Source organism: Streptomyces sp. NPDC005576 (assembly GCF_042871745.1).
Classification (GTDB): domain Bacteria; phylum Actinomycetota; class Actinomycetes; order Streptomycetales; family Streptomycetaceae; genus Streptomyces.
In genome coordinates this window covers 1-18,005 of sequence record NZ_JBIAJC010000015.1, presented here as the reverse complement: position 1 = coordinate 18,005, position 18,005 = coordinate 1, and the positions used below count along the sequence as shown (strand labels likewise).

The following is an 18,005-nucleotide window of genomic DNA, read 5'->3' as shown; positions in this document are numbered from 1 at the left end:
CGGTCTGCTGCGGTGCCATCTGAAGGTGATCCGGTCCAGGTGTCGAATCTGCACGTCCTCGCCCTGACCGACGAGACCTGAGAAACGGTCACACCAGCCCTTTGACCTGAGGTTTCAGGTTGGCGGAGGCTCACGGTCACACCCCCGCCACGTGCAGCCCCTTCACGTGCGAGTGGCGGGACGTCCACAACAGGGTCGTCCCGACCGCGCCCCTCACCGCCGACGAGGTGCGGGAACGGCGCACCCGTAACCGGCTGTTCGTCGCGCGGGTGGGGGACGTGCTGGTCGGCTGCTCCACGGTGCGCCCGCCGGTCGGCGGCGAGGGGGCGGCGGCCACGGTGATCGCGCGCATTCTCCCCGAGTACCGGAAGCGTGGGTACGGCGCCGGGCTGTACGGGCACGGGCTGCGTGTCGCACGGGAGTTGGGAGCCGGGGCGATCGAGACGGTGGTGCTGGGCAGTAACACGGAGGGGCTCGGGTTCGCGGTGCGGCGGGGGTTCGTGGAGGTGGAGACGTATCTGCTGCCGGGGGACACGGTTCCGTTCATCGACCTCCGCCTGGCGGGGTGGACGGCCGACTGACGCAGGTACCCATGGTGGCGGGCGTGCTTACTCAGGGGGAGGTGAGTCCCGGGGCTCAGGACCGGGGTTTCCCCGCGCGGCGAGTATCGGTGCAGCGGCGCACAACTGGAGGCGCCGGTCCCGCCACACGATTCAGGAGAACCTCTCATGTCCCGACGTATCGCTCTGTCCGTGGTCGCCGGTGTGGTCGTCCTCGGGGGTGCCGGAGCTTTCGCCCTCGCGTACGCCGGTGAGCCGCAGCCGACCACGCTGACGCACAGCACCGCCCGGTACACCGCCCCGGCCGCCGGCCACGACGGCTCGCTGAGATTCACCACGGACGTCTCGTCGGGGGAGAAGGTCAAGAACGTGAAGGTGCTGGCGTGGCCGGAGGACTCGGCCTTCGCCGGACAGGGCCTGACCGAGAAGGACATGGCCTCCGTCGAGTCGGCCGTCTGCAAGCCCTCCGGCAAGGACACGGTGCGCTGCTCCTACGAGGTCGCGGTCACCCGCGAGGAGGCCGAGGGCTCCCCGCGCGGTCTCTGGCACGTCGCGGTCATGGCCACCACGGCGGACGGCGCCAGGACCCTGGACACCAAGGCCGCCGACTTCACGACCGGCTGACTCCGGCACTCGCCCCCGGGCACCCGCCCCCGGGCACCCGCCCCGCACACCACGAGCCGCCCCTCACGGAGAGGGGCGGCTCGCGGTGCGTGGTGGTGAGTCCCTCAGACCTTCGCGGGCGCGGGTTGCTGCCCCGGGTCTGTGGCATCCGGGGCGCCCGGTGCGGTGGTGCCCGGTGAACCGGCCACCACCGTGGTCGTCCCGGCGGTCGCCGCCTCCTGGTCCACGTTGAACTCGGCCAGCAGCTCCTTGCTGAAGCCGAAGCAGTACGTGGCGACGAAGCCGGCGACGTACCCGACGAGCAGTCCGCCCGCGTAGATCGCGATCGTGCCGCCGAGGCCGTGGTTGCCGTCAAGGAGCGGGAAGAGGGCCCAGCCGGACGGGCCGATCGCGGTGGAGCCGACCGAGGTGCCGAGCTGGTTGAAGAGGCCGACGAAGGCTCCGCCGAACGCGCCGCCGACGCAGGCCGTGACGAACGGGCGGCCCAGCGGCAGCGAGACGCCGTAGATCAGCGGTTCGCCGACGCCCAGCAGACCGGCGGGCAGGGCCGACCGGATGGTGCGGCGGATCGACTCGTTGCGGGGGAGGCGTACGTACACGGCCACCGCCGCGCCGACCTGTCCGGCGCCCGCCATGGCGAGGATCGGCAGCAGCACGGTGTAGCCCTGCTGCTCGATGAGGGTGGTGTGGATCGGGATCAGCGCCTGGTGCAGACCCAGCATCACCAGCGGCAGGAAGAACCCGCCGAGCAGCAGACCCGCGCCCGCGCCGCCGTGCGAGAGCAGCCAGTCGGCGGCCGTACCGATGGCGGAGGAGACCTCACCGGCCACGTACATCAGGCCGAAGATCGTGACCAGTCCGGAGATCAGCACCGTGAGCGTCGGCGTGACCAGCACGTCCAGCGCCTCGGGAACCCAGCGGCGGCACCACTTCTCCACGTACACCGCGAGCACCGCCGCGCCGAGCGCGCCGAGCACACCGCCCTGGCCGGGCGAGAGCTTCTGCCCGAACGCCTCGATGTTGGCGACCCCCGGGAACACGATGATCGCGGCGACCGCCCCGCCGAGGATCGGGGTGCCGCCGAACTCCTTCGCGGTGTTGTAGCCGACGAACACCGCGATCAGCGCCATGAACCCGGACGCGACGGCCGCGAGCGCGGGGGTCACGCCGGTCAGCCAACCCAGGTTGACCAGCAGGCCGTTGAGCCCGGCGATGATGCCGCAGCCGATGAGGGCGGGGATCAGGGGGACGAAGACGTCCGCGATCTTCCGCAGGAAGAGCTTGAACGGCGTGGCGTTCTTCGCCTTGCGGGTCGCCCGCAACTCGGCTCCCTGCGCGGCGAGTTCCTCGGCCGTGGCGGTGGTACCGCCGGGCGTCGGGGGTGGGGGTGCGGGCGCTGCGGCGGGTGCGGGCGTGGTCGCCGGGGCCGAGGCCCGCGCCTCCTCCACCAGCGCCTCGAACTCCGGGGTGACCCGGGCGACGGTGCCCGGGCCGAGGACGATCTGGTACGTGTCGTCCTCGACCACGCCCATCACGGCGGGCAGCGCCTTCAGCGCCTCGTCGTCCACGAGGGACGGGTCGAGCAGGCCCAGCCGGAGCCGGGTCATGCAGTGGGCGACGGTACGGACGTTGGAGGCGCCACCGACGAGCGGAAGAATCGCGGCGGCGGTGGCGCGGTGCTTGTCATCTGTTGCCATGGTGCGTGGTGCCTTGCTGTGCGGGGGGTGGGGGACCGTGCCCCGGGAGGGGGTGGGGCGGGGAGCCCGGGGCACGGGTCGTACGGGTGGGTCAGGGAGCGGGGACGGCCGCGAGCGCGGCGCGCAGATGACCGTCCGATGCGGCCAGCAGGCCGGTGGCGGTGGGGCCGTCGACCCGGCCGAGGATCGTGAGGATCGCGGGCTTCACCTCACCGCCGGTGGCGGCGAGGGCGGCTTCGATCTCCTCGTCGGGGGCGCCGGTCGCCAGGGCGACGATCCGGTGGGAACGGGCGTGCAGCTTCTCGTTGGAGGCCCGCACGTCGACCATCAGGTTCCCGTACGTCTTGCCGAGCCGGATCATCGTGATGGTCGAGATCATGTTGAGCACCAGCTTCTGCGCCGTGCCCGCCTTCAGCCGGGTCGAGCCGGTCAGCAGCTCCGGGCCCGTGACGACCTCGACACCGTGTTCGGCGGCGGCGGCCAGTTCCGAGCCCGCGTTGCAGGAGAGCCCCACGGTGAGCGCGCCCCGGGCGCGGGCGTGTTCGACGGCGCCGATCGCGTACGGGGTGCGGCCGGAGGCGGAGATGCCGATGACGGTGTCCTCGGCGGTGAGGCCCAGCCCGTCCAGGTCGGCGGCGGCCAGTTCCCGGCTGTCCTCGGCACCCTCCACCGCCGTCACCATCGCGGACGGGCCGCCCGCGATCACCCCGACGACCTGGGACGGGGCGGTGTTGAAGGTGGGCGGGCACTCGCTGGCGTCCAGCACCCCGAGGCGCCCGGCGGTCCCCGCGCCCAGGTAGATCAGCCGGCCGCCGCGCGCCATGCGCTCCGCGATGGCGTCGATCGCGGCGGAGATCTGCGGCAGCTGCGCGGCGACGGCGTCGGGGACGGACCGGTCCTCGCCGTTCATGACCCGGGCGATCTCCAGGGTGGGCAGCCGGTCGATCTCGGCCAGCTCGGGGCGGAACTGCTCGGTGGTGAGGGTGGCGAGCTGGGCGAGGAGGTCGTCGCGGCCGGTCGTGGAGGAGGACATGAGGCGTGGCTCTGCTTTCTCGTGGTGCTCGTACGGGGTGCGGGTGCGGGTTCTCTGGTGAGCGCGGGAGCGCGGGAGCGCGGGAGCGCGGGAGCGCGGGAGTGCGGATGTACGGGAATGCTGGTGTGCGGGGGTGCGCCGGTCAGCGGCGGCGGTGCGGGTGCCGGTGCGCGAGCGCCTCGTACGAGGCGGCGAGCGCGGGGGCCGCCGTCTCGTAGGTGCGCTGCGCGACGCCTATGAAGAGGCAGTCCACGACGAGCAGTTGGCTGGTCCGGCTGGACATGGCGGCCGGTCGCAGCTCGCTCTCGCGGGAGGTCGACGTGGTCAGCACGTGGTCCGCGTACTGGGTGACGGCGCCGCCGGGGCGGCCGGTGATGGCGACGGTGGTGGCGCCCCGGTCGAAGGCGGCCCGCAGTGGCTCGATCACGTCGCTGGTCGAACCGGAGTGGGTGATCGCGATGGCGAGGTCCCCCGGGCGCAACTGCACGGCGTTGGTGACCGCGAGGTGCGGGTCGGCGTGGGCGTGCGCGATGAGGCCGATCCGGAGCAGCTTCTGCGCAAGGTCCTGGCCGACGAGCGAGGAGGCGCCCGCGCCGTAGATGTCGATCCGGCGGGCGGTGGCGGCGGCGGTCACGACGGCGGAGAGCTGTCCGGTGTCGAGCCCGGCGGCGGTGTCCGCGAGGGTCTGCTGCTCGTCCTGGGCGAGCTTGGCGACGACATCGGCGATCGGGTCGTCCACGGCTATGTCGGCGGTGACCGCGGGAGCACGCCCGGACTGCTGGTGGGCGGCGAGCCCGGCGAGGGCGAGGCGCAGGTCGCGGTAGCCCGGGTAGCCGAGGAGCCGCGCGGTGCGGACCACGGTCGCCTCGCTCGTACCCGTGCGCTCGGCGAGACCGGTGACGGTGAGCGCGGCGCACCCGGCGGGGTCCCCGGCGACCGCCTCGGCGACGCGCTGCATGGAGCGGGTCATGGAGGGGGCGAGCGTACGGACCTTGGCGGCGAGGGCCGCCGGAGCCGGTGGGGAGTCGCTGCTGAAACTTTCCTTCAGTTCACTGGTCACTCCTGAAAGGTATTTTCATCACACTCGCCCGTCAACCCCCCATTGATCCCGCTTGTGCGCCTCCCCGCGCACCTCCCCGCGCGACGCCCCGTGCGCCGCCCGTGAGGGGGCCGGAACGCGACAACGGCTCCCCCTCCGCGTGGAGGGGGAGCCGTTCGTGGTGCATTCGCGATCCGTGGCCCGGAGGCCGCCGGATCAGGCGTGACGGTGCGAGTGACGGTTACCGGTGACCAGTCGGTAGATGGCGAGCAGGATCACCGAACCGATGATCGCGGCGATCCAGGTGGACAGGTCGAAGAAACCGTCGATCGAGTCGACGCCGAAGAGGACCTTGCCGAGCCAGCCGCCGAGGAGGCCACCCGCGATACCGATGAGCATCGTGATGATGATGCCGCCCGGGTCCTTCCCCGGCATGAGTGCCTTGGCGATGAGGCCAGCGAGCAACCCTATGAGGATCCAAGCGATGATGCCCATGATGCGTCTCCTACCTCGTCGTATATAAAGCCGGTGTCAAAGCTTCGTCTTTACCGGTTCGCGCGGTCCAAACGTGCTTGTTCCGAAAGAAGTTCGGACCGGATGCGGGCGCGCTGCGAACGACGGGCGAAAGTCTCGTGAGCGGCATAAGGACGTGAAGGCGGGGCATACGACGCGCCCCGCACACCCGGGCGGGCGTGCGGGGCGCGTCGTGGACGGCCCGGGGTGTCAGAGGGGGCGGACCTGTTCCGCCTGCGGGCCCTTGGGGCCCTGCGTGGTCGAGAACTCCACCCGCTGGTTCTCCTCCAGCGACCGGTACCCCGAGGAGTCGATGGCGGAGAAGTGCACGAAGACGTCCGGTGTGCCGTCGTCCGGTGCGATGAACCCGAACCCCTTCTCCGAGTTGAACCACTTCACGGTGCCCTGAGCCATGCCATGCCTTTCCGGTGGGCGCGCCGGACACATGATCGTGCCGGCGATGCGGCGATCCTCTCCCGGTCGCCGGGAGGAGAAACGGATCGGCGCGCACCGCACACGGACGAGTGACGAGCCCCGGGCTCCGGCCGCTGTCCGGCCGTGATCCCGCCCCGATCCGGCCCCGATCCGGTCCCGGTCCCGCCCCGGTCCCGCCCCGATCCGGCCCCGGTCCGGTCGCGGTCCGGCCCCCGGCGCGCGGAGTCACGGCCGGAAGTCCGGGCGCCGGGGGAGCGGCGGGAAGCGTGGGGGGACAATGGAGCCATGGAGCTGAACCCCCTGGAGCAGGCACTGCACACCGCCCGTGCCCTCGTCGTGGCCGACCTCGCGGCGGGCGACGTCGCGGACGCCGACATCGTGTCCCTCGTCGAGGACGCGGTGACCCAACGTCGGTGGTGGGTGGAGCAGTGGCCGGACGGCCTGGACTTCCTCGTCGGGCTGGTCGCCCAGGACGTCCAGGACGCCCTGCTCGAACGGTACGGCCGGTGGCCGCTCTGCCCGGTCTGCGACGAGGGCGGCCCGCACGCGCTCGACGTCGAACCCGAACTCGGCGCCGACCCGCACTGGGTCTGCACCCGCGCCACCGTGTCGGTGGCACCGGTCGGGGCGCTCGCCGGAGTGCTGCGGCGGTGACGGTCTGGATAGACCCGCCGACCTGGCCGGGTCACGGCCGCCTCTGGTCGCACCTCGTCAGCGACGAGTCCTTCGACGAACTCCACGCCTTCGCCGCCGCGATCGGCTGCCCGCCGCGCGCGTTCGAGCGGGACCACTACGACGTACCGCAGGCGCGCTACGCCGACGCGGTACGCGCCGGGGCGCGGGAGATCGGCTCCAAGGAGCTGGTCCGCCGGCTGACCGAAGCCGGCCTGCGCCGCCCGAAGGGCCGCCCGGCCCCCGGCGGCACGGCCGGCCGCTGAGCCTGCGCCCGCGAGGTCAGGCCGAGGGCGTGTCCGCCCGCTCGTTCGCCAACGCGGCCCGGGGGCGCACGACCGTCGCGCCCTCCACCGGTGCCGCACCCGTGGGCACTCCCGCCGTGGCGACCATCCGGGACCGGGAGGTGGTGGAGCGCTGGACCCGGAGCGCCAGGGCCACCGCCGCCAGACCGACGACCAGCATGGCGGCGCCGCCCCACGCGGGGGAGGCGTAACCGAGGTCGGCGTCGATCACCGCGCCGCCGAGCCAGGGGCCGGCGGTGTTGCCCAGGTTGAACGCGGCGGTCGCCGTCGCACCGGCGAGCGTCGGCGCGGCACCGGCCACGTCGAACATCCGGGCGTTGAGTGCGGGGGCCGTGTAGAACGCCGAGAAGCCCAGCAGGAAGGCGATGAGGACCACGGCGACCGGGCTCGACGCGAACAGCGCGAGCGCCACCAGGAAGATCGTGGAAGCGGCGATGCCGCTGAGCAGCACCCCGAAGAGGTGGGCGTCGGCGACCCGGCCGCCGATCGTCGTACCGACCAGCGCGCCGGCCCCGAAGAGCGCCAGCACCCACGGCACCCACCCCGAACTCAGCCCGGCGACATCGGTCAGCAGCGGGGAGAGGTAGCTGAACGCGCAGAACACGCCCCCCGCCGCCAGCGCGGTGATCACGATCGCCAGCCAGACCTGCCGGTCGCGGTAGATGGAGAGCTCCTGGCGCAGCTCCGGGCGCTGCTCCGGCACCGGGATGCGGGGGATCTTCAGGACCACGCCGACCAGGGCCACGGCGGACGCGGCGCCCACCGCCCAGAACGCCGACCGCCACCCGAGGCCCTCACCGAGGAACGCGCCGAGCGGTACGCCCATCACGTTGGCGATCGACAGACCGCCGATCATCACGGCCATCGCCCGGGCACGGGCGTTCCGCGGCACCATCGCGATGGCGACCGCCGCGCCCACCGCCCAGAACCCGGCGCAGGCGAGCGCGCTCACCACCCGGGAGACGAAGAGGATCTCGTACGTCGGTGCCAGCGCACCCGCGACCTGGCCGAGGCCGAAGACCGAGATCAGCGCGATGAGGGTGGTCCGGCGCGGCAGCCGGAGCGTGGCCACGGCGAGCAGCGGGGCGCCGACGACCATGCCGATCGCGAACGCGGATATGAGCAGTCCGGCGCGCGGAATCGATACGCCCATGTCGTCGGCGATCGGCGGCAGCAGGCCGGAGAGCATGAACTCGCTGGTGCCGAGCGCGAAGACCGAGAGGCCCAGGATGTAAACGGCCAAGGGCATACGGAGTCGACCGGTGTCGGTTTCAGGCATGACTGTGCCCAACGGACGCCACGCTCACCACATTCCCGGTCGCGGTGAATGACCCCGGTTTGTTATCGCGGTGTTCACGCCGGACGCTGGAGGTGACACGGGAAATGTGACGCCGGAAATGTGCCGCGATGTACTCGTGGGGCCCCGGGTGGTGCGAAAGACGGCCGATGGGGTTTGAGACGACGCTGGGCGGTCACACGAACCACTGTTCCTGAAGTCGAGCACAGCAAGGTGGGAGTGATCATGGCTGCCGATGAGAAGACCCAGGCCAAGGTGGAGCAGACCAAGGGCAAGGTCAAGGAGACTGCCGGCCGGACCGTGGGCAACGAACGCCTCACCGCCGCGGGCCACGCCGAGAAGGCCAAGGGCGACGCCCGCGAGGCCAAGGAGAAGACGAAGGACGCCTTCAAGCACTGAGCGTCCTGAGCGCACCACCGGCGGGCTCCCCGCACGCCGAGTGCCCCAGCGAGTGCCCTCCGCGCCGCACCCCTTCCCCCCTCAGGTGTGGCGCGACCGTGGCCCGGCCGATACGGCCGGGCCACACGCTTGCTCGCCGGGCGCGGTCCGTCCGCAGGTGCTGGCATGGAAGAGGACGTGCATGTCGACCGAAGGAGTACGCGTGGCCACCGCCACCACCCATCAGCAGTCCGCCCCCGGGATACCGGAGACACCGGACGCCGTCGCGCTGCGCACCGCCGTGGCCGAACGCTTCGCCTCCTGGGCGCGCGACAGCGCGGCGGACGTCCCGCTGCCGGGATCGGGGCGCACCTGGGAACGGTTCCAGGCGCTGCACCAGCTGGGGCGGGAGGACCTGGCCCTGGCCCGCCTCGCGGAGGGGCACGCCGACGCGGTGGCCATCCTCGCCGAGCTGGGCGCGACCGCCCCGGCTCCGGGCGAGCGCTGGGGCGTGTGGGCCGCCCAGCCTCCGGGCACCACCCTGACCGCCCGGCCCGGCCAGGACGGCCTGTGGTCGCTGGACGGGGTCAAGCCCTACTGCTCGGGCGCCCACAGCTGCACGCACGCGCTGGTCACCGCCGACACCGAGGAGGGGCGGCGGCTGTTCGCCCTCGCCACGGCCGTACCCGGGTACGCACCGGTGTCCGGTACCTGGCAGGCGATCGGGATGGCGGGCAGCGACACTCCGGACGTCCGGTTCACCGGGGTCCCGGCCGTGCCGGTGGGCGGGGTCGACGCGTACGTCCGCCGCCCGGGGTTCGCCCACGGGGGCATCGGGGTGGCCGCGTGCTGGCTGGGCGGAGCGCGCGGCGTCGCCGACACGCTGTTCGCCTCCGCGGTCCGGCGTGCCCCCGATCAGCTCGCCGCCGCCCATCTGGGCGCGGTGGACGTCGCCCTGCACGGAGCGGAGTGCGTGCTGAGGGTCGCCGCCGCCGAGATCGACGCCGACCCGCAGGACCGCGGCGGCGACGCCGCGCTGCGGGCGATGCGGGCCCGCGCGGCCGTGGAACGGGTCAGCGCTCTGGTGCTGGACCACGTCGGCCGCGCGCTGGGAGCCGGACCGCTCTGCCACGACGCCCGGCACGCCCGGCGCGTCGCTGACCTCACCGTCTACGTCCGCCAGCACCACGCGGACCGCGACCTCGCCGCCCTCGGCACCACCCTGGTGGCCCCGCCCGGGGGCACCGGCCGATGAGCAGCACCGGCACCGACCCCGGCCCGATACCGGCGACCTCGGAGCACCCGGCCTCCCCGCCGGCATCTGCCGCCCCCGCCTCCTCGCTCACCGCACGCGAGCGGGCCGCCGCCGTACTCCGGGCGGAGGGCACGCCCGAGGAGGCGTGGGCGCGCTGGGAAGGCTGGGACGCGGTGGCCGACGCGCCCCGGATCGAGGGGCCCGTGGTCGTGGTCGCCGCCCACCCCGACGACGAGGTGCTGGGCGTCGGCGGCACCCTCGCCCGGCTCACCGCCACCGGCACCGAGGTGCACGTCGTCACCGTCACCGACGGCGAAGCCTCCCACCCGGGCAGCCGCCGGGTATCGCCCGGCGCCCTCGCCCGGCTCCGCGCCAACGAATTGGCCGCCGCCCTCGACGACCTGGGGATCGACCGCCACCGCCGCACCCGCCTCGCGGTGCCCGACACCCGGGTGGACGCGTACGGCAGCGAGGTGGCCGGCCACCTCGCGGAGGTGCTGCGGAGCTCCGGGGCCCGGCTCTGCCTGGCGCCGTGGACCGGCGATCTGCACGCCGACCACGAGGCGGCGGGCCGGGCGGCGCGCACGGCGGCGCGGACCACCGGCACCGCGCTCTGGTACTACCCGGTGTGGACCTGGCACTGGGCCGTACCCGGCGACCCACGGGTGCCCTGGGACACGGTCCGGCGCCTGCCGCTCACCGCCGCCGAACAGGCCCGCAAGGCGGTCGCCGTCAGCCGCTTCCGTACCCAGATCGCACCCCTCGCGGACGACCCCGACGATCCCACCGTCATCCTGCCGCCCGCCGAGCTGCTCCACCACCGACGCGCTTTCGAGGTGATCCTGCTGTGAGCACCGACCAGTCCGGGCCGGTCGGGGAGGCGGGCGCCTCCACCCCCGCGTCGTACTTCGACCGGATGTACTCCGGCACCGCGGACCCCTGGGACCTCGCCGGACGCTGGTACGAGCGGCGCAAGTACGCGCTGACGCTCGCCGCCCTGCCCCGCCCCCGCTACCGCAGGGCCTTCGAGCCGGGCTGCTCGGTGGGCGTCCTCACCCGGCTGCTCGCCGAGCGGTGCGACGCGGTACTCGCCACCGACCGGGTCCCCGCCGCCGTCGCCGAGGCCGCCGCGCGCAACCGCGACCTGCCGCACGTCGACGTGGCCCGCCTCACCGTGCCGGAGGAGTGGCCCGAGGGCACGTTCGACCTGATCGTCCTCTCCGAACTGCTCTACTACTTCGACGCGACCGCACTCGCCGAGATCCTGGCGCGCGCGGCCGGCAGCCTGGAGCCGGGCGGCACGCTGGTGACCGTGCACTGGGACCACCCGGTGCCCGAGCACCGGCTCACCGGAACACAACTGGCGCCGCTGCTGAGGGACGTACCGGGCCTGGTGGCCGGGCCGGAGTTCCACGACCCCGACTTCGTCCTGAGCCTCCACCACCGCCCGCTCGCCGACGGTTCGCCGCCGCCCTCCCCCGCCCGCGCCGAGGGGCTGGTGTGAGGCGGCGGGTGGAGGGGCTGGTGGTCGCCGTGCCGGCGCACGACGAGGCCGCCACCCTGCCCGCCGCACTGGGGGCCGTGCGGGCGGCCGAACGGTTCGCCCGCGAACGGCTGCCGGAGATGCCCCCGCTGACCCTGCTGGTCGCCGCCGACGCCTGCACCGACGCCACCGAGGCGGTGGCCCGCCGGGCGGGCGCCGAGGTGGTGACGACCGGCCACCGGTCGGCGGGGGCGGCGCGGGCGGAGGCCGTCGCGCACGGACTGCGGAAGGCGGCCACCCCCGCCGCCCACACCTGGATAGCCACGACCGACGCCGACAGCCGGGTCCCCCTCGACTGGATCGCCCACCAACTGGCCTGCGCCCGGGACGGCTGGGACTGCGTGCTCGGCACGGTCCGCCTCGCCCCGGCCCACTCCCTGGAGGAAGCGGTCGTCCGGGACCTGCACCTCACGCACTACTTCGCACAGAAGCCGGCCGGGACGGGCCCGGACTGGGAGCACCCGCACGTGCACGGCGCCAACTTCGGCGTGGTGGCGGACGCCTATCTGCGCGCCGGGGGCTTCCCCTCCGTACCGCACGGCGAGGACCACGCCCTGGCCCGCGCCCTCGGCGAGAGGGGCGCCCGGGTGCTGCGGACGGACGCCTGCGCCGTGGAGACCTCCGGCCGGCTGACCCCCCGCGCCCCACACGGGTTCGGCGCGTACCTGCGCACCCTCCGCACCGGAGCACCCGCCGCGAACGGCGGGGCGGTGCGCCCCGGCGGGAGCCGCTGAGCCGCTGGGCCGGGGGCCCGTGGGGACGGCGAGGGACGCCGCCGCCCGGCTACCTCGCGCTCAGAGAGAGGGCGCCCGAGGGGTTCAGCGAGACGGCGCCCGCCGGGACCGGGGAGGTCGCGGTGGGCGGGGCCGGTGCGGTGGAGGTCGCAGGGGTGGAGGTCGCGGGGGTGGACGTGGTGGTGTCCGTCGTGGCGTCGGCCGTGGTGTCCGTCGCGTCCGCGTCGGCGCGGGCCACCGGGCGGAACGCCGGGTTCGTGACGCAGCCCAGGTTCTCGTAGATGTCCACGTTGGTCTGCGGGTTCTTGCCGGCCCAGTGGTACTGGCACGCCCCCTCGATGAAGCTGCCCTGAATCCCGCCCGGGAAGTCGATCTCCTTGTTCCACAGGTACTGCGACTGGATGCCGGTCATCCGCGCGGTGGCGTTGACGTCGATCCCGCCCGGCGCCTGGATGGCGTACACCCAGCCGTCCTTGCCGCCTCCGGTGGCGAAGCCCTGCGCCACCCAGCGGTCGCAACTGGTGCTCACGTGCGCGGAGTTCTGCCCGCCACCACCGATGATCCACTGCGAGAGCGGGGTCAGTACCGTCCCCAGCGGGGTGAAGCCGCTCCGGAAGAGCGCGCGGGGGTCCGGCCGGGTGTCGCCGCGCCACAGCGTGTTGTCGTCGTGGCGCCAGTACCAGCCCTCGCTGATCGCGGCCTTGTCCACGTCGGCCCTCAGCGCGCGGTTCGTCGTCGTCCGCTCCCAGTCCGACGACCGGTAGCCACCGGTGGGACCGCAGGGGCCCGTGTCACGGATCTGCTCCGGGGTCCCCGGCCACGGGTCGGTGTCGGCGCTCGCCGACGCGGTGAAGGTCAGCGACGTGACGACGAAGGTGGCGGCGGAAGCGATCCGCAGCGCGGTCTTGAACATGATTGGGGAAGCCCCTCGGTCGGCGGGTACGGCCCACGCTTTCTAGCGCGAAGCACCCGCGACCGGCCCACGGCGACCGCGCCGGCCACCCGTCGGCACCACAGGGTTCACCCACCCGGCGCAGACCGCCGCGACGTTCTCCGAAAGGGGCCCCGGCGCCCGACCGGTCAGGCCGCCGCGCCCGGGGCGTCCGGCATCGTCGGCGGTCCCGGAGTCTCTTCGGTACCGGCGGTGCGTGCGCCGTCCGTCGGCTCCGGATGCGGCTCCGGCTCCGGATGCGGTACGAGCCGGTGGGCGATGTCGCGGGCCACCCGGGCGACCTGGGCGTCGGACACGTCCAGCCCCTGGGAGGCGAGGAGGGCGACGTTCACACTGAGGAGGGCGGAGCGCAGGCGCAGCTTCTCCTCCACCGTGGCACCGGGGCCGCCCATCATCTCGCTCAGCTCGGCGAATCTCTCCAGGGCGCCGCCCTTGTCGGGGCGCAGCTCGCGGATCACGCGGTGGTTGGCGGTGGCGAACCGCATGGCGGGCATGCCCTCGGCGATGAAGACGTCTACCATCCGGTCCACGATCCGCGGGGCGAGACCCGGGCCGGTGGGCTGCTCCCTGGCCCACTCCACCACGGCGTCGACCGCCTCCAGGTAATTGGTGAAGAGCGAGCGGACGATGTCTTCCTTGCTCTTGAAGTGGTAGTAGAGGGCTGCCTTCGTGATGTCCAGCCGTTCGGCGATCTCCCGCAGCGAGGTCGCGTCGTACCCCTGCTCGGTGAAGAGTTCCAGGGCCACCTTGCGGATCTCGGCCCGCGTGTCGATGCCCCGTCGGCGTCCTGCGGCTGTCATGGCTGTGCGCTCCTCTCGCCCCGAGCGTCTCCGCACGGGAGCGCCTGCGTCGATCGTGGTCTCCCCGCCCCCCTTTGCCAACTTACCGTACGGCAAGTAATCTACTGGCCGACCGGTAAGTGGATCCCGGGCTCAGCCTCCCCCTCCGCCGAGCCGACGACACCGCTGTCGCCGGCCTACTCGCCCTACGGGGTCAGCCGCCCAGGGCCCCGCCGCCAGGCTTCGGGTCCGTCGAGCGACCTGCGACCTTCCTTCCTGACCGAAAGGCATGCGCCGTGACGCAGACCTCCCCCGCCCCGGCCGCTGCCGGGGAAGCCCGGGAAACGCCACGCTTCACCCACCGCGAGATCATGGTCACGATGAGCGGCCTGGTCGTCGCGATGCTGCTCGCGATGCTGGACAACATGATCGTGGCGCCCGCGCTGCCCACGATCGTCGGAGACCTCGGCGGTCTCAAGCACCTCGCCTGGGTGACCACCGGCTACATCCTCGCCTCCACCGTCGCCACCCCGATCTGGGGCAAGCTCGGCGACCTGCTCGGCCGCCGCATCACCTTCATCACCTCCATCGCGATCTTCCTCATCGGCTCCGCGCTCTGCGGGCTCTCCCAGAACATGGGCGAGCTGATCGGATTCCGCGCGATCCAGGGCCTCGGCGCCGGCGGTCTGATGGTCGGCGTGATGGCGGTGCTGGCCGAGATCGTGCCGCCCCGCGACCGGAGCAAGTACCAGGGCGTGATGATGGCGGTCATGCCCGTCGCCATGATCGGCGGCCCGCTCGCCGGTGGCTTCATCACCGACAACCTGAACTGGCGCTGGGCCTTCTACGTCAACCTGCCGCTGGGCGTCGTCGCCCTGTTCGTCTGCTGGTTCGTCCTCGCCAAGCTCCCGCGCAAGACGGCCGCCAAGGTCCGCATCGACTGGACCGGGACCGCGCTGCTGAGCATCTGGATCACCACTCTGGTCCTGGTCACCAGCTGGGGCGGGAGCGAGTACGACTGGGACTCGGGCATGATCCTCGGCCTCGTCGCGGTCACGGTGATCGCCTTCGTCGCGTTCGTCCTCGTCGAGCGCCGCGTCGACGAGCCGATCATGCCGCTGTCGGTCTTCGCCGACCGCAACTTCAGCCTCGCGGGCGCCCTCAGCTTCATCGTCGGCTTCGCCATGTTCGGCGGGATCACCCTGCTGCCGCAGTTCCAGCAGTACGTCCAGGGCTCCTCCGCCACCAACAGCGGCCTGCTCCTCATGCCGATGATGCTGGCCGCGATGGTGCTCTCCCTCGCCGGCGGTACCTACATCAGCAAGACCGGCAACTACCGCATCCTGCCCATCCTCGGCACCGCCCTGATGGCAGCCGGCCTCGCCCTCTTCGCCACCATGGGACCCGACACCACCCGCTTCACCACCGGCCTCTTCATGGTGGTGCTCGGCCTCGGCATGGGCTGCCTGATGCAGACCACCATGCTCATCGCCCAGAACAGCGCCCCGCTGCGCGACATCGGCGCCGCCACCGGCGCGGCCACCTTCCTGCGCAACATGGGCGGCTCGCTCGGCGTCTCCCTGCTCGGCACCCTCTACGCCAGCACGCTCACCGACTCCTTCACCTCGGGCGGCGCGGCCGCCGCGGGTGGCGCAGACGCCGGTTCCTCCGTGTCGAGCATGACCCCGGAGGCGCTGCGGGCCCTGCCCGCCGCGGTCCGGGACGCCTTCGCGCAGGCCGTCAGTGACGGCGTCGACACCGCCTTCGCCTGGGCCGCGGGCGCCGCCGCCATCGGCATCGTCATCGCCCTCTTCGTCCGCCAGGTGCCGCTGCGCGGCTTCACCGGCGAGGAGACGAAGAAGACGGAAGAGTCGACGTCGGACGCGGCCCCGGACGCTGAGGCCCCGGTTGCCGCGGCCCCGGACGCTGAGACCCCGGTTGCCGCTCCGGCAGCTGCCGCTCCGGCCGTCGCTGCCCCCACGGCTCCGGCTCCGGCCCCGGCTGCTCCGGCTGCCGCCGAGTGACCCTTTGACGCCTTCGAGGTCGACGGCGCATGACGGTGCCCTGTACGGACGTTCCGTACAGGGCACCGTCATGCGCCGGTGGTCCTCACGACGCCCTCACGGCAGCGTGGCCTCCAGCAGCTTCAGCTCCGTCGTCAGGTTCTGCCGCGCCCTGGCCTCCCACTCCTCGGCCCCGTAGGGCGTACGGAACAGCCTCGGCAGCCCCAGCAGTTGCCGGAGCACCCCGGAGCGGCCCTCCCGGAAGAGGTCGTCCGGCACGAAGCCGTACTCCTCGCGGACCTGGGCGGTGTAGCGCGCGTACTCCTTGGGGCCCGCGGCCAGGATCGCCAGATCGGCGTCGCACAGCACCTCGCCGTCACGGTCGCCGTCCGCCGGGTCGTGCGTCACGGTGAGCCGGACCAGCCGCGCCACCTCGGCGGTCGCCCCGTCCGGAACCCCCGCCTCGGGCAGCGCGCGTTCGGCGAGGGCGGCGCTGCGCTCCTCGTTCTCGGAGCGGTCGGGCCGGTAGACCGCGTCGTGGAACCAGGCGGCCAGCCGTACGAGGTCCGGCGCCCCGGCGTGCGCCGCGAGGACGTCGATCCCGTCCAGGACCGCCGTCAGATGGGCGGTGGTGTGGTACTTGCGCTGCGGCTCGGCCCACCGCTCCAGCAGGTTCTCGGCGTACGGGAGCGGGTCGGGGCCCGCCTCGCCGCCCCGGGCGGTCACGAGAGCCTCCCGCCAGCGGATGCGGAGGTCGGGGGTGTGCGCGCTGTCGGCCATGGGACGCACTGTATGGGGTGTCCCATGGCCGGGCGGCGGACACTGGACCCTCCCGCAGCTGCCGTCACCACCCGACGCCACGCGCCCCCGGACGTCCGGCCCTCGGGGACCACGCCACCGGAGACCACGCCACCGCCACCGGACGCCGCGCCAGGCCGCGTGTGCGGTGGCCGTGTCGCACCGTGTCGCACCTCAGTCGGTGCTCCCGGGGGCTACACCCCGTGCACTTCCCGGCAATCCGCCGGCCGGTCGCGGTTCTAACGTCGGGCGGAGGAGCGCTGTCAGGCAGCCGAAGGACGAACTCGACGAACGGACAGGACATGATCCAGCCTTTTTCCGGCACCGCGGGGACCTCGATCGCGTACGCGGTGGTCGCCCACGTCCACGTGGCGGACGAGCCCGCGGTGTCGCTGCCGGCCGAACTGCGGTACGAGCGGACGGACCCCTGTGCCGTACGCCTCGCGATCGGGACGATGTCCAGCAGCACCGTCGACTGGGTCTTCGCGCGGGACCTCCTGACGGAGGGGATGGTCCGTCCGGCGGGCAGCGGAAGCATCCTGGTGACACCCCGCCGTGCGCACCAGGGGGACGTGGTGCGGATCGTCGTCCGGTCGCCGGCGGGGTCCGCCGTCCTGGACATCGCCGCCCCGGAGGTCACCGCGTTCCTGGAACGGGCCGCCCGGGTGGTGCCCCCGGGTGAGGAGGGGCTGCACCTCGACCTCGACCGGCTGGTGGCCGACCTCCTGGCCGACGCCGGCTGACAGGCGCCGGGGGTTCCGGGCGCGACGGCCCCCCACGCCCCAGGTGTGCCTTCCCGGGCCAGCTTCCGTGCGCTCCCCGGCAACACGCGCGACCACCCGGCACCGATCCTGGAATCGCGGAGGGCGGACCCGTCCGGCAGCGCGGTCCGGCCCGCCGACGCGGTGCTGCCGAAGTGGACGCGGGTGCGGCTGCGACAACAGCCACGGACGTGGAGGCGGTGCTCTCGTGCTGAGGCCGTGCCCGTGCCCGTACCTGTGCCTCTGCCTGTACCCGAGGCCGTGCCCGAGCCGGTGCCCGACGTGCCGACGCGCTGATCCGTCGTGCTCCTGACGTCCTGACGTCCTGACGTCCTGACGTCTTGGCGGCAGGCGTCCGGGGCCCCTTCGGTCCTCGGACGATCAGTCCGGGGAGCTCGCTTCACCCCTCGGCCGCACCCCGCGCACCCTCCCCGGGGGCGATCCCGGCGGTCCGGAAAAGGCCCGCCCCACCGTCTTCATCCTTCGTAAGGAGCCACGAGTGTCCCAGCACGCCAGCGCGCCCGTACCGACCCAGTTCGGGATCTTCACCGTCGGGGACGTCACCACCGATCCGACGACCGGCCGGACTCCGTCCGAGAACGAGCGGATCAAGGCGACCCTCGCGAT

At 73.2% G+C, this 18,005-nt stretch carries 20 protein-coding genes; 11 read left to right on the top strand and 9 right to left on the bottom strand.

Going from position 1 to position 18,005, the window contains the following annotated elements; all coding sequences use genetic code 11:
* The first annotated feature begins 119 nt into the window (after positions 1-119).
* Positions 120-581, top strand: a complete 462-nt coding sequence (locus ACFYPN_RS25505) for a GNAT family N-acetyltransferase (protein ID WP_389301279.1) — start codon at positions 120-122, stop codon at positions 579-581.
* Between the two features lie 147 nt (positions 582-728).
* Positions 729-1,184: a DUF5707 domain-containing protein gene (locus tag ACFYPN_RS25500; RefSeq protein WP_358759367.1), complete on the top strand. Its 456-nt coding sequence runs from the start codon at positions 729-731 to the stop codon at positions 1,182-1,184.
* A 104-nt stretch (positions 1,185-1,288) separates the two neighbouring features.
* Here ACFYPN_RS25500 and ACFYPN_RS25495 read toward each other — a convergent pair whose 3' ends face one another.
* The 5 genes from ACFYPN_RS25495 to ACFYPN_RS25475 all read right to left on the bottom strand — a co-directional run bounded on the left by ACFYPN_RS25495 (position 1,289) and on the right by ACFYPN_RS25475 (position 5,880).
* Positions 1,289-2,881 carry a PTS transporter subunit EIIC gene (locus ACFYPN_RS25495; RefSeq protein ID WP_389301277.1) on the bottom strand — a complete coding sequence of 531 codons (1,593 nt, stop codon included), beginning with the start codon at positions 2,879-2,881 and terminating at the stop codon, positions 1,289-1,291.
* A gap of 91 nt (positions 2,882-2,972) precedes the next feature.
* Positions 2,973-3,914 (bottom strand): N-acetylmuramic acid 6-phosphate etherase, encoded by a 942-nt coding sequence (gene murQ / locus ACFYPN_RS25490; protein ID WP_389301274.1) that lies wholly within the window; start codon positions 3,912-3,914, stop codon positions 2,973-2,975.
* A gap of 142 nt (positions 3,915-4,056) precedes the next feature.
* Positions 4,057-4,974: a MurR/RpiR family transcriptional regulator gene (locus tag ACFYPN_RS25485; RefSeq protein WP_358759361.1), complete on the bottom strand. Its 918-nt coding sequence runs from the start codon at positions 4,972-4,974 to the stop codon at positions 4,057-4,059.
* Positions 4,975-5,169: 195 nt separating this feature from the next.
* Positions 5,170-5,448 (bottom strand): GlsB/YeaQ/YmgE family stress response membrane protein, encoded by a 279-nt coding sequence (locus tag ACFYPN_RS25480; RefSeq protein WP_358759360.1) that lies wholly within the window; start codon positions 5,446-5,448, stop codon positions 5,170-5,172.
* 228 nt (positions 5,449-5,676) lie between these two features.
* Positions 5,677-5,880 (bottom strand): cold-shock protein, encoded by a 204-nt coding sequence (locus tag ACFYPN_RS25475; protein WP_358759358.1) that lies wholly within the window; start codon positions 5,878-5,880, stop codon positions 5,677-5,679.
* A 306-nt stretch (positions 5,881-6,186) separates the two neighbouring features.
* Here ACFYPN_RS25475 and ACFYPN_RS25470 point away from each other — a divergent pair, with 306 nt between their 5' ends.
* A complete protein-coding gene (locus tag ACFYPN_RS25470; protein ID WP_358759356.1) occupies positions 6,187-6,555 on the top strand; it encodes a hypothetical protein in 369 nt (122 codons plus the stop codon).
* Complete coding sequence (locus ACFYPN_RS25465) at positions 6,552-6,839, top strand: DUF4031 domain-containing protein (RefSeq protein WP_358759355.1); 288 nt, start codon at positions 6,552-6,554, stop codon at positions 6,837-6,839. The genes ACFYPN_RS25470 and ACFYPN_RS25465 overlap by 4 nt, the downstream gene beginning before the upstream one ends.
* Before the next feature lie 16 nt (positions 6,840-6,855).
* Here ACFYPN_RS25465 and ACFYPN_RS25460 read toward each other — a convergent pair whose 3' ends face one another.
* Positions 6,856-8,127 (bottom strand): Cmx/CmrA family chloramphenicol efflux MFS transporter, encoded by a 1,272-nt coding sequence (locus ACFYPN_RS25460; protein WP_358759353.1) that lies wholly within the window; start codon positions 8,125-8,127, stop codon positions 6,856-6,858.
* 273 nt (positions 8,128-8,400) lie between these two features.
* Between ACFYPN_RS25460 and ACFYPN_RS25455 the strand changes: the two genes are divergently transcribed.
* The 5 genes from ACFYPN_RS25455 (at position 8,401) to ACFYPN_RS25435 (ending at position 12,085) form a co-directional block, all read left to right on the top strand.
* Positions 8,401-8,574, top strand: coding sequence for a CsbD family protein (locus tag ACFYPN_RS25455; RefSeq protein WP_358759351.1), 174 nt, complete (start codon positions 8,401-8,403; stop codon positions 8,572-8,574).
* Positions 8,575-8,755: 181 nt separating this feature from the next.
* Positions 8,756-9,808, top strand: a complete 1,053-nt coding sequence (locus ACFYPN_RS25450) for an acyl-CoA dehydrogenase (RefSeq protein ID WP_389301268.1) — start codon at positions 8,756-8,758, stop codon at positions 9,806-9,808.
* Positions 9,805-10,659, top strand: coding sequence for a PIG-L deacetylase family protein (locus ACFYPN_RS25445; protein WP_389301265.1), 855 nt, complete (start codon positions 9,805-9,807; stop codon positions 10,657-10,659). The genes ACFYPN_RS25450 and ACFYPN_RS25445 overlap by 4 nt, the downstream gene beginning before the upstream one ends.
* Positions 10,660-10,724: 65 nt before the next feature.
* Positions 10,725-11,312 (top strand): methyltransferase domain-containing protein, encoded by a 588-nt coding sequence (locus ACFYPN_RS25440; protein WP_389301541.1) that lies wholly within the window; start codon positions 10,725-10,727, stop codon positions 11,310-11,312.
* Entirely contained in the window at positions 11,309-12,085 is a 777-nt protein-coding gene (locus ACFYPN_RS25435) for a glycosyltransferase (protein WP_358759345.1), read from the top strand. The genes ACFYPN_RS25440 and ACFYPN_RS25435 overlap by 4 nt, the downstream gene beginning before the upstream one ends.
* Positions 12,086-12,134: 49 nt before the next feature.
* On the opposite strand, the gene ACFYPN_RS25430 is transcribed toward ACFYPN_RS25435, so the two are convergent.
* Positions 12,135-12,998 (bottom strand): hypothetical protein, encoded by an 864-nt coding sequence (locus ACFYPN_RS25430; RefSeq protein ID WP_358759343.1) that lies wholly within the window; start codon positions 12,996-12,998, stop codon positions 12,135-12,137.
* 167 nt (positions 12,999-13,165) lie between these two features.
* Positions 13,166-13,837, bottom strand: a complete 672-nt coding sequence (locus ACFYPN_RS25425) for a helix-turn-helix domain-containing protein (RefSeq protein WP_358759341.1) — start codon at positions 13,835-13,837, stop codon at positions 13,166-13,168.
* 350 nt (positions 13,838-14,187) lie between these two features.
* On the opposite strand from ACFYPN_RS25425, the gene ACFYPN_RS25420 reads away from it, so the two are divergent.
* The gene (locus ACFYPN_RS25420) at positions 14,188-15,840 is read left to right on the top strand and encodes an MDR family MFS transporter (protein WP_389301539.1); all 1,653 of its coding nucleotides are present in this window, start codon (positions 14,188-14,190) and stop codon (positions 15,838-15,840) included.
* A gap of 96 nt (positions 15,841-15,936) precedes the next feature.
* Here the strand turns inward: ACFYPN_RS25420 and ACFYPN_RS25415 are convergent, their stop codons facing one another.
* Positions 15,937-16,599: a hypothetical protein gene (locus tag ACFYPN_RS25415; RefSeq protein WP_389301262.1), complete on the bottom strand. Its 663-nt coding sequence runs from the start codon at positions 16,597-16,599 to the stop codon at positions 15,937-15,939.
* Between the two features lie 320 nt (positions 16,600-16,919).
* On the opposite strand from ACFYPN_RS25415, the gene ACFYPN_RS25410 reads away from it, so the two are divergent.
* Entirely contained in the window at positions 16,920-17,360 is a 441-nt protein-coding gene (locus ACFYPN_RS25410; protein WP_358766335.1) for an SsgA family sporulation/cell division regulator, read from the top strand.
* The last annotated feature ends 645 nt before the right edge of the window (positions 17,361-18,005 follow it).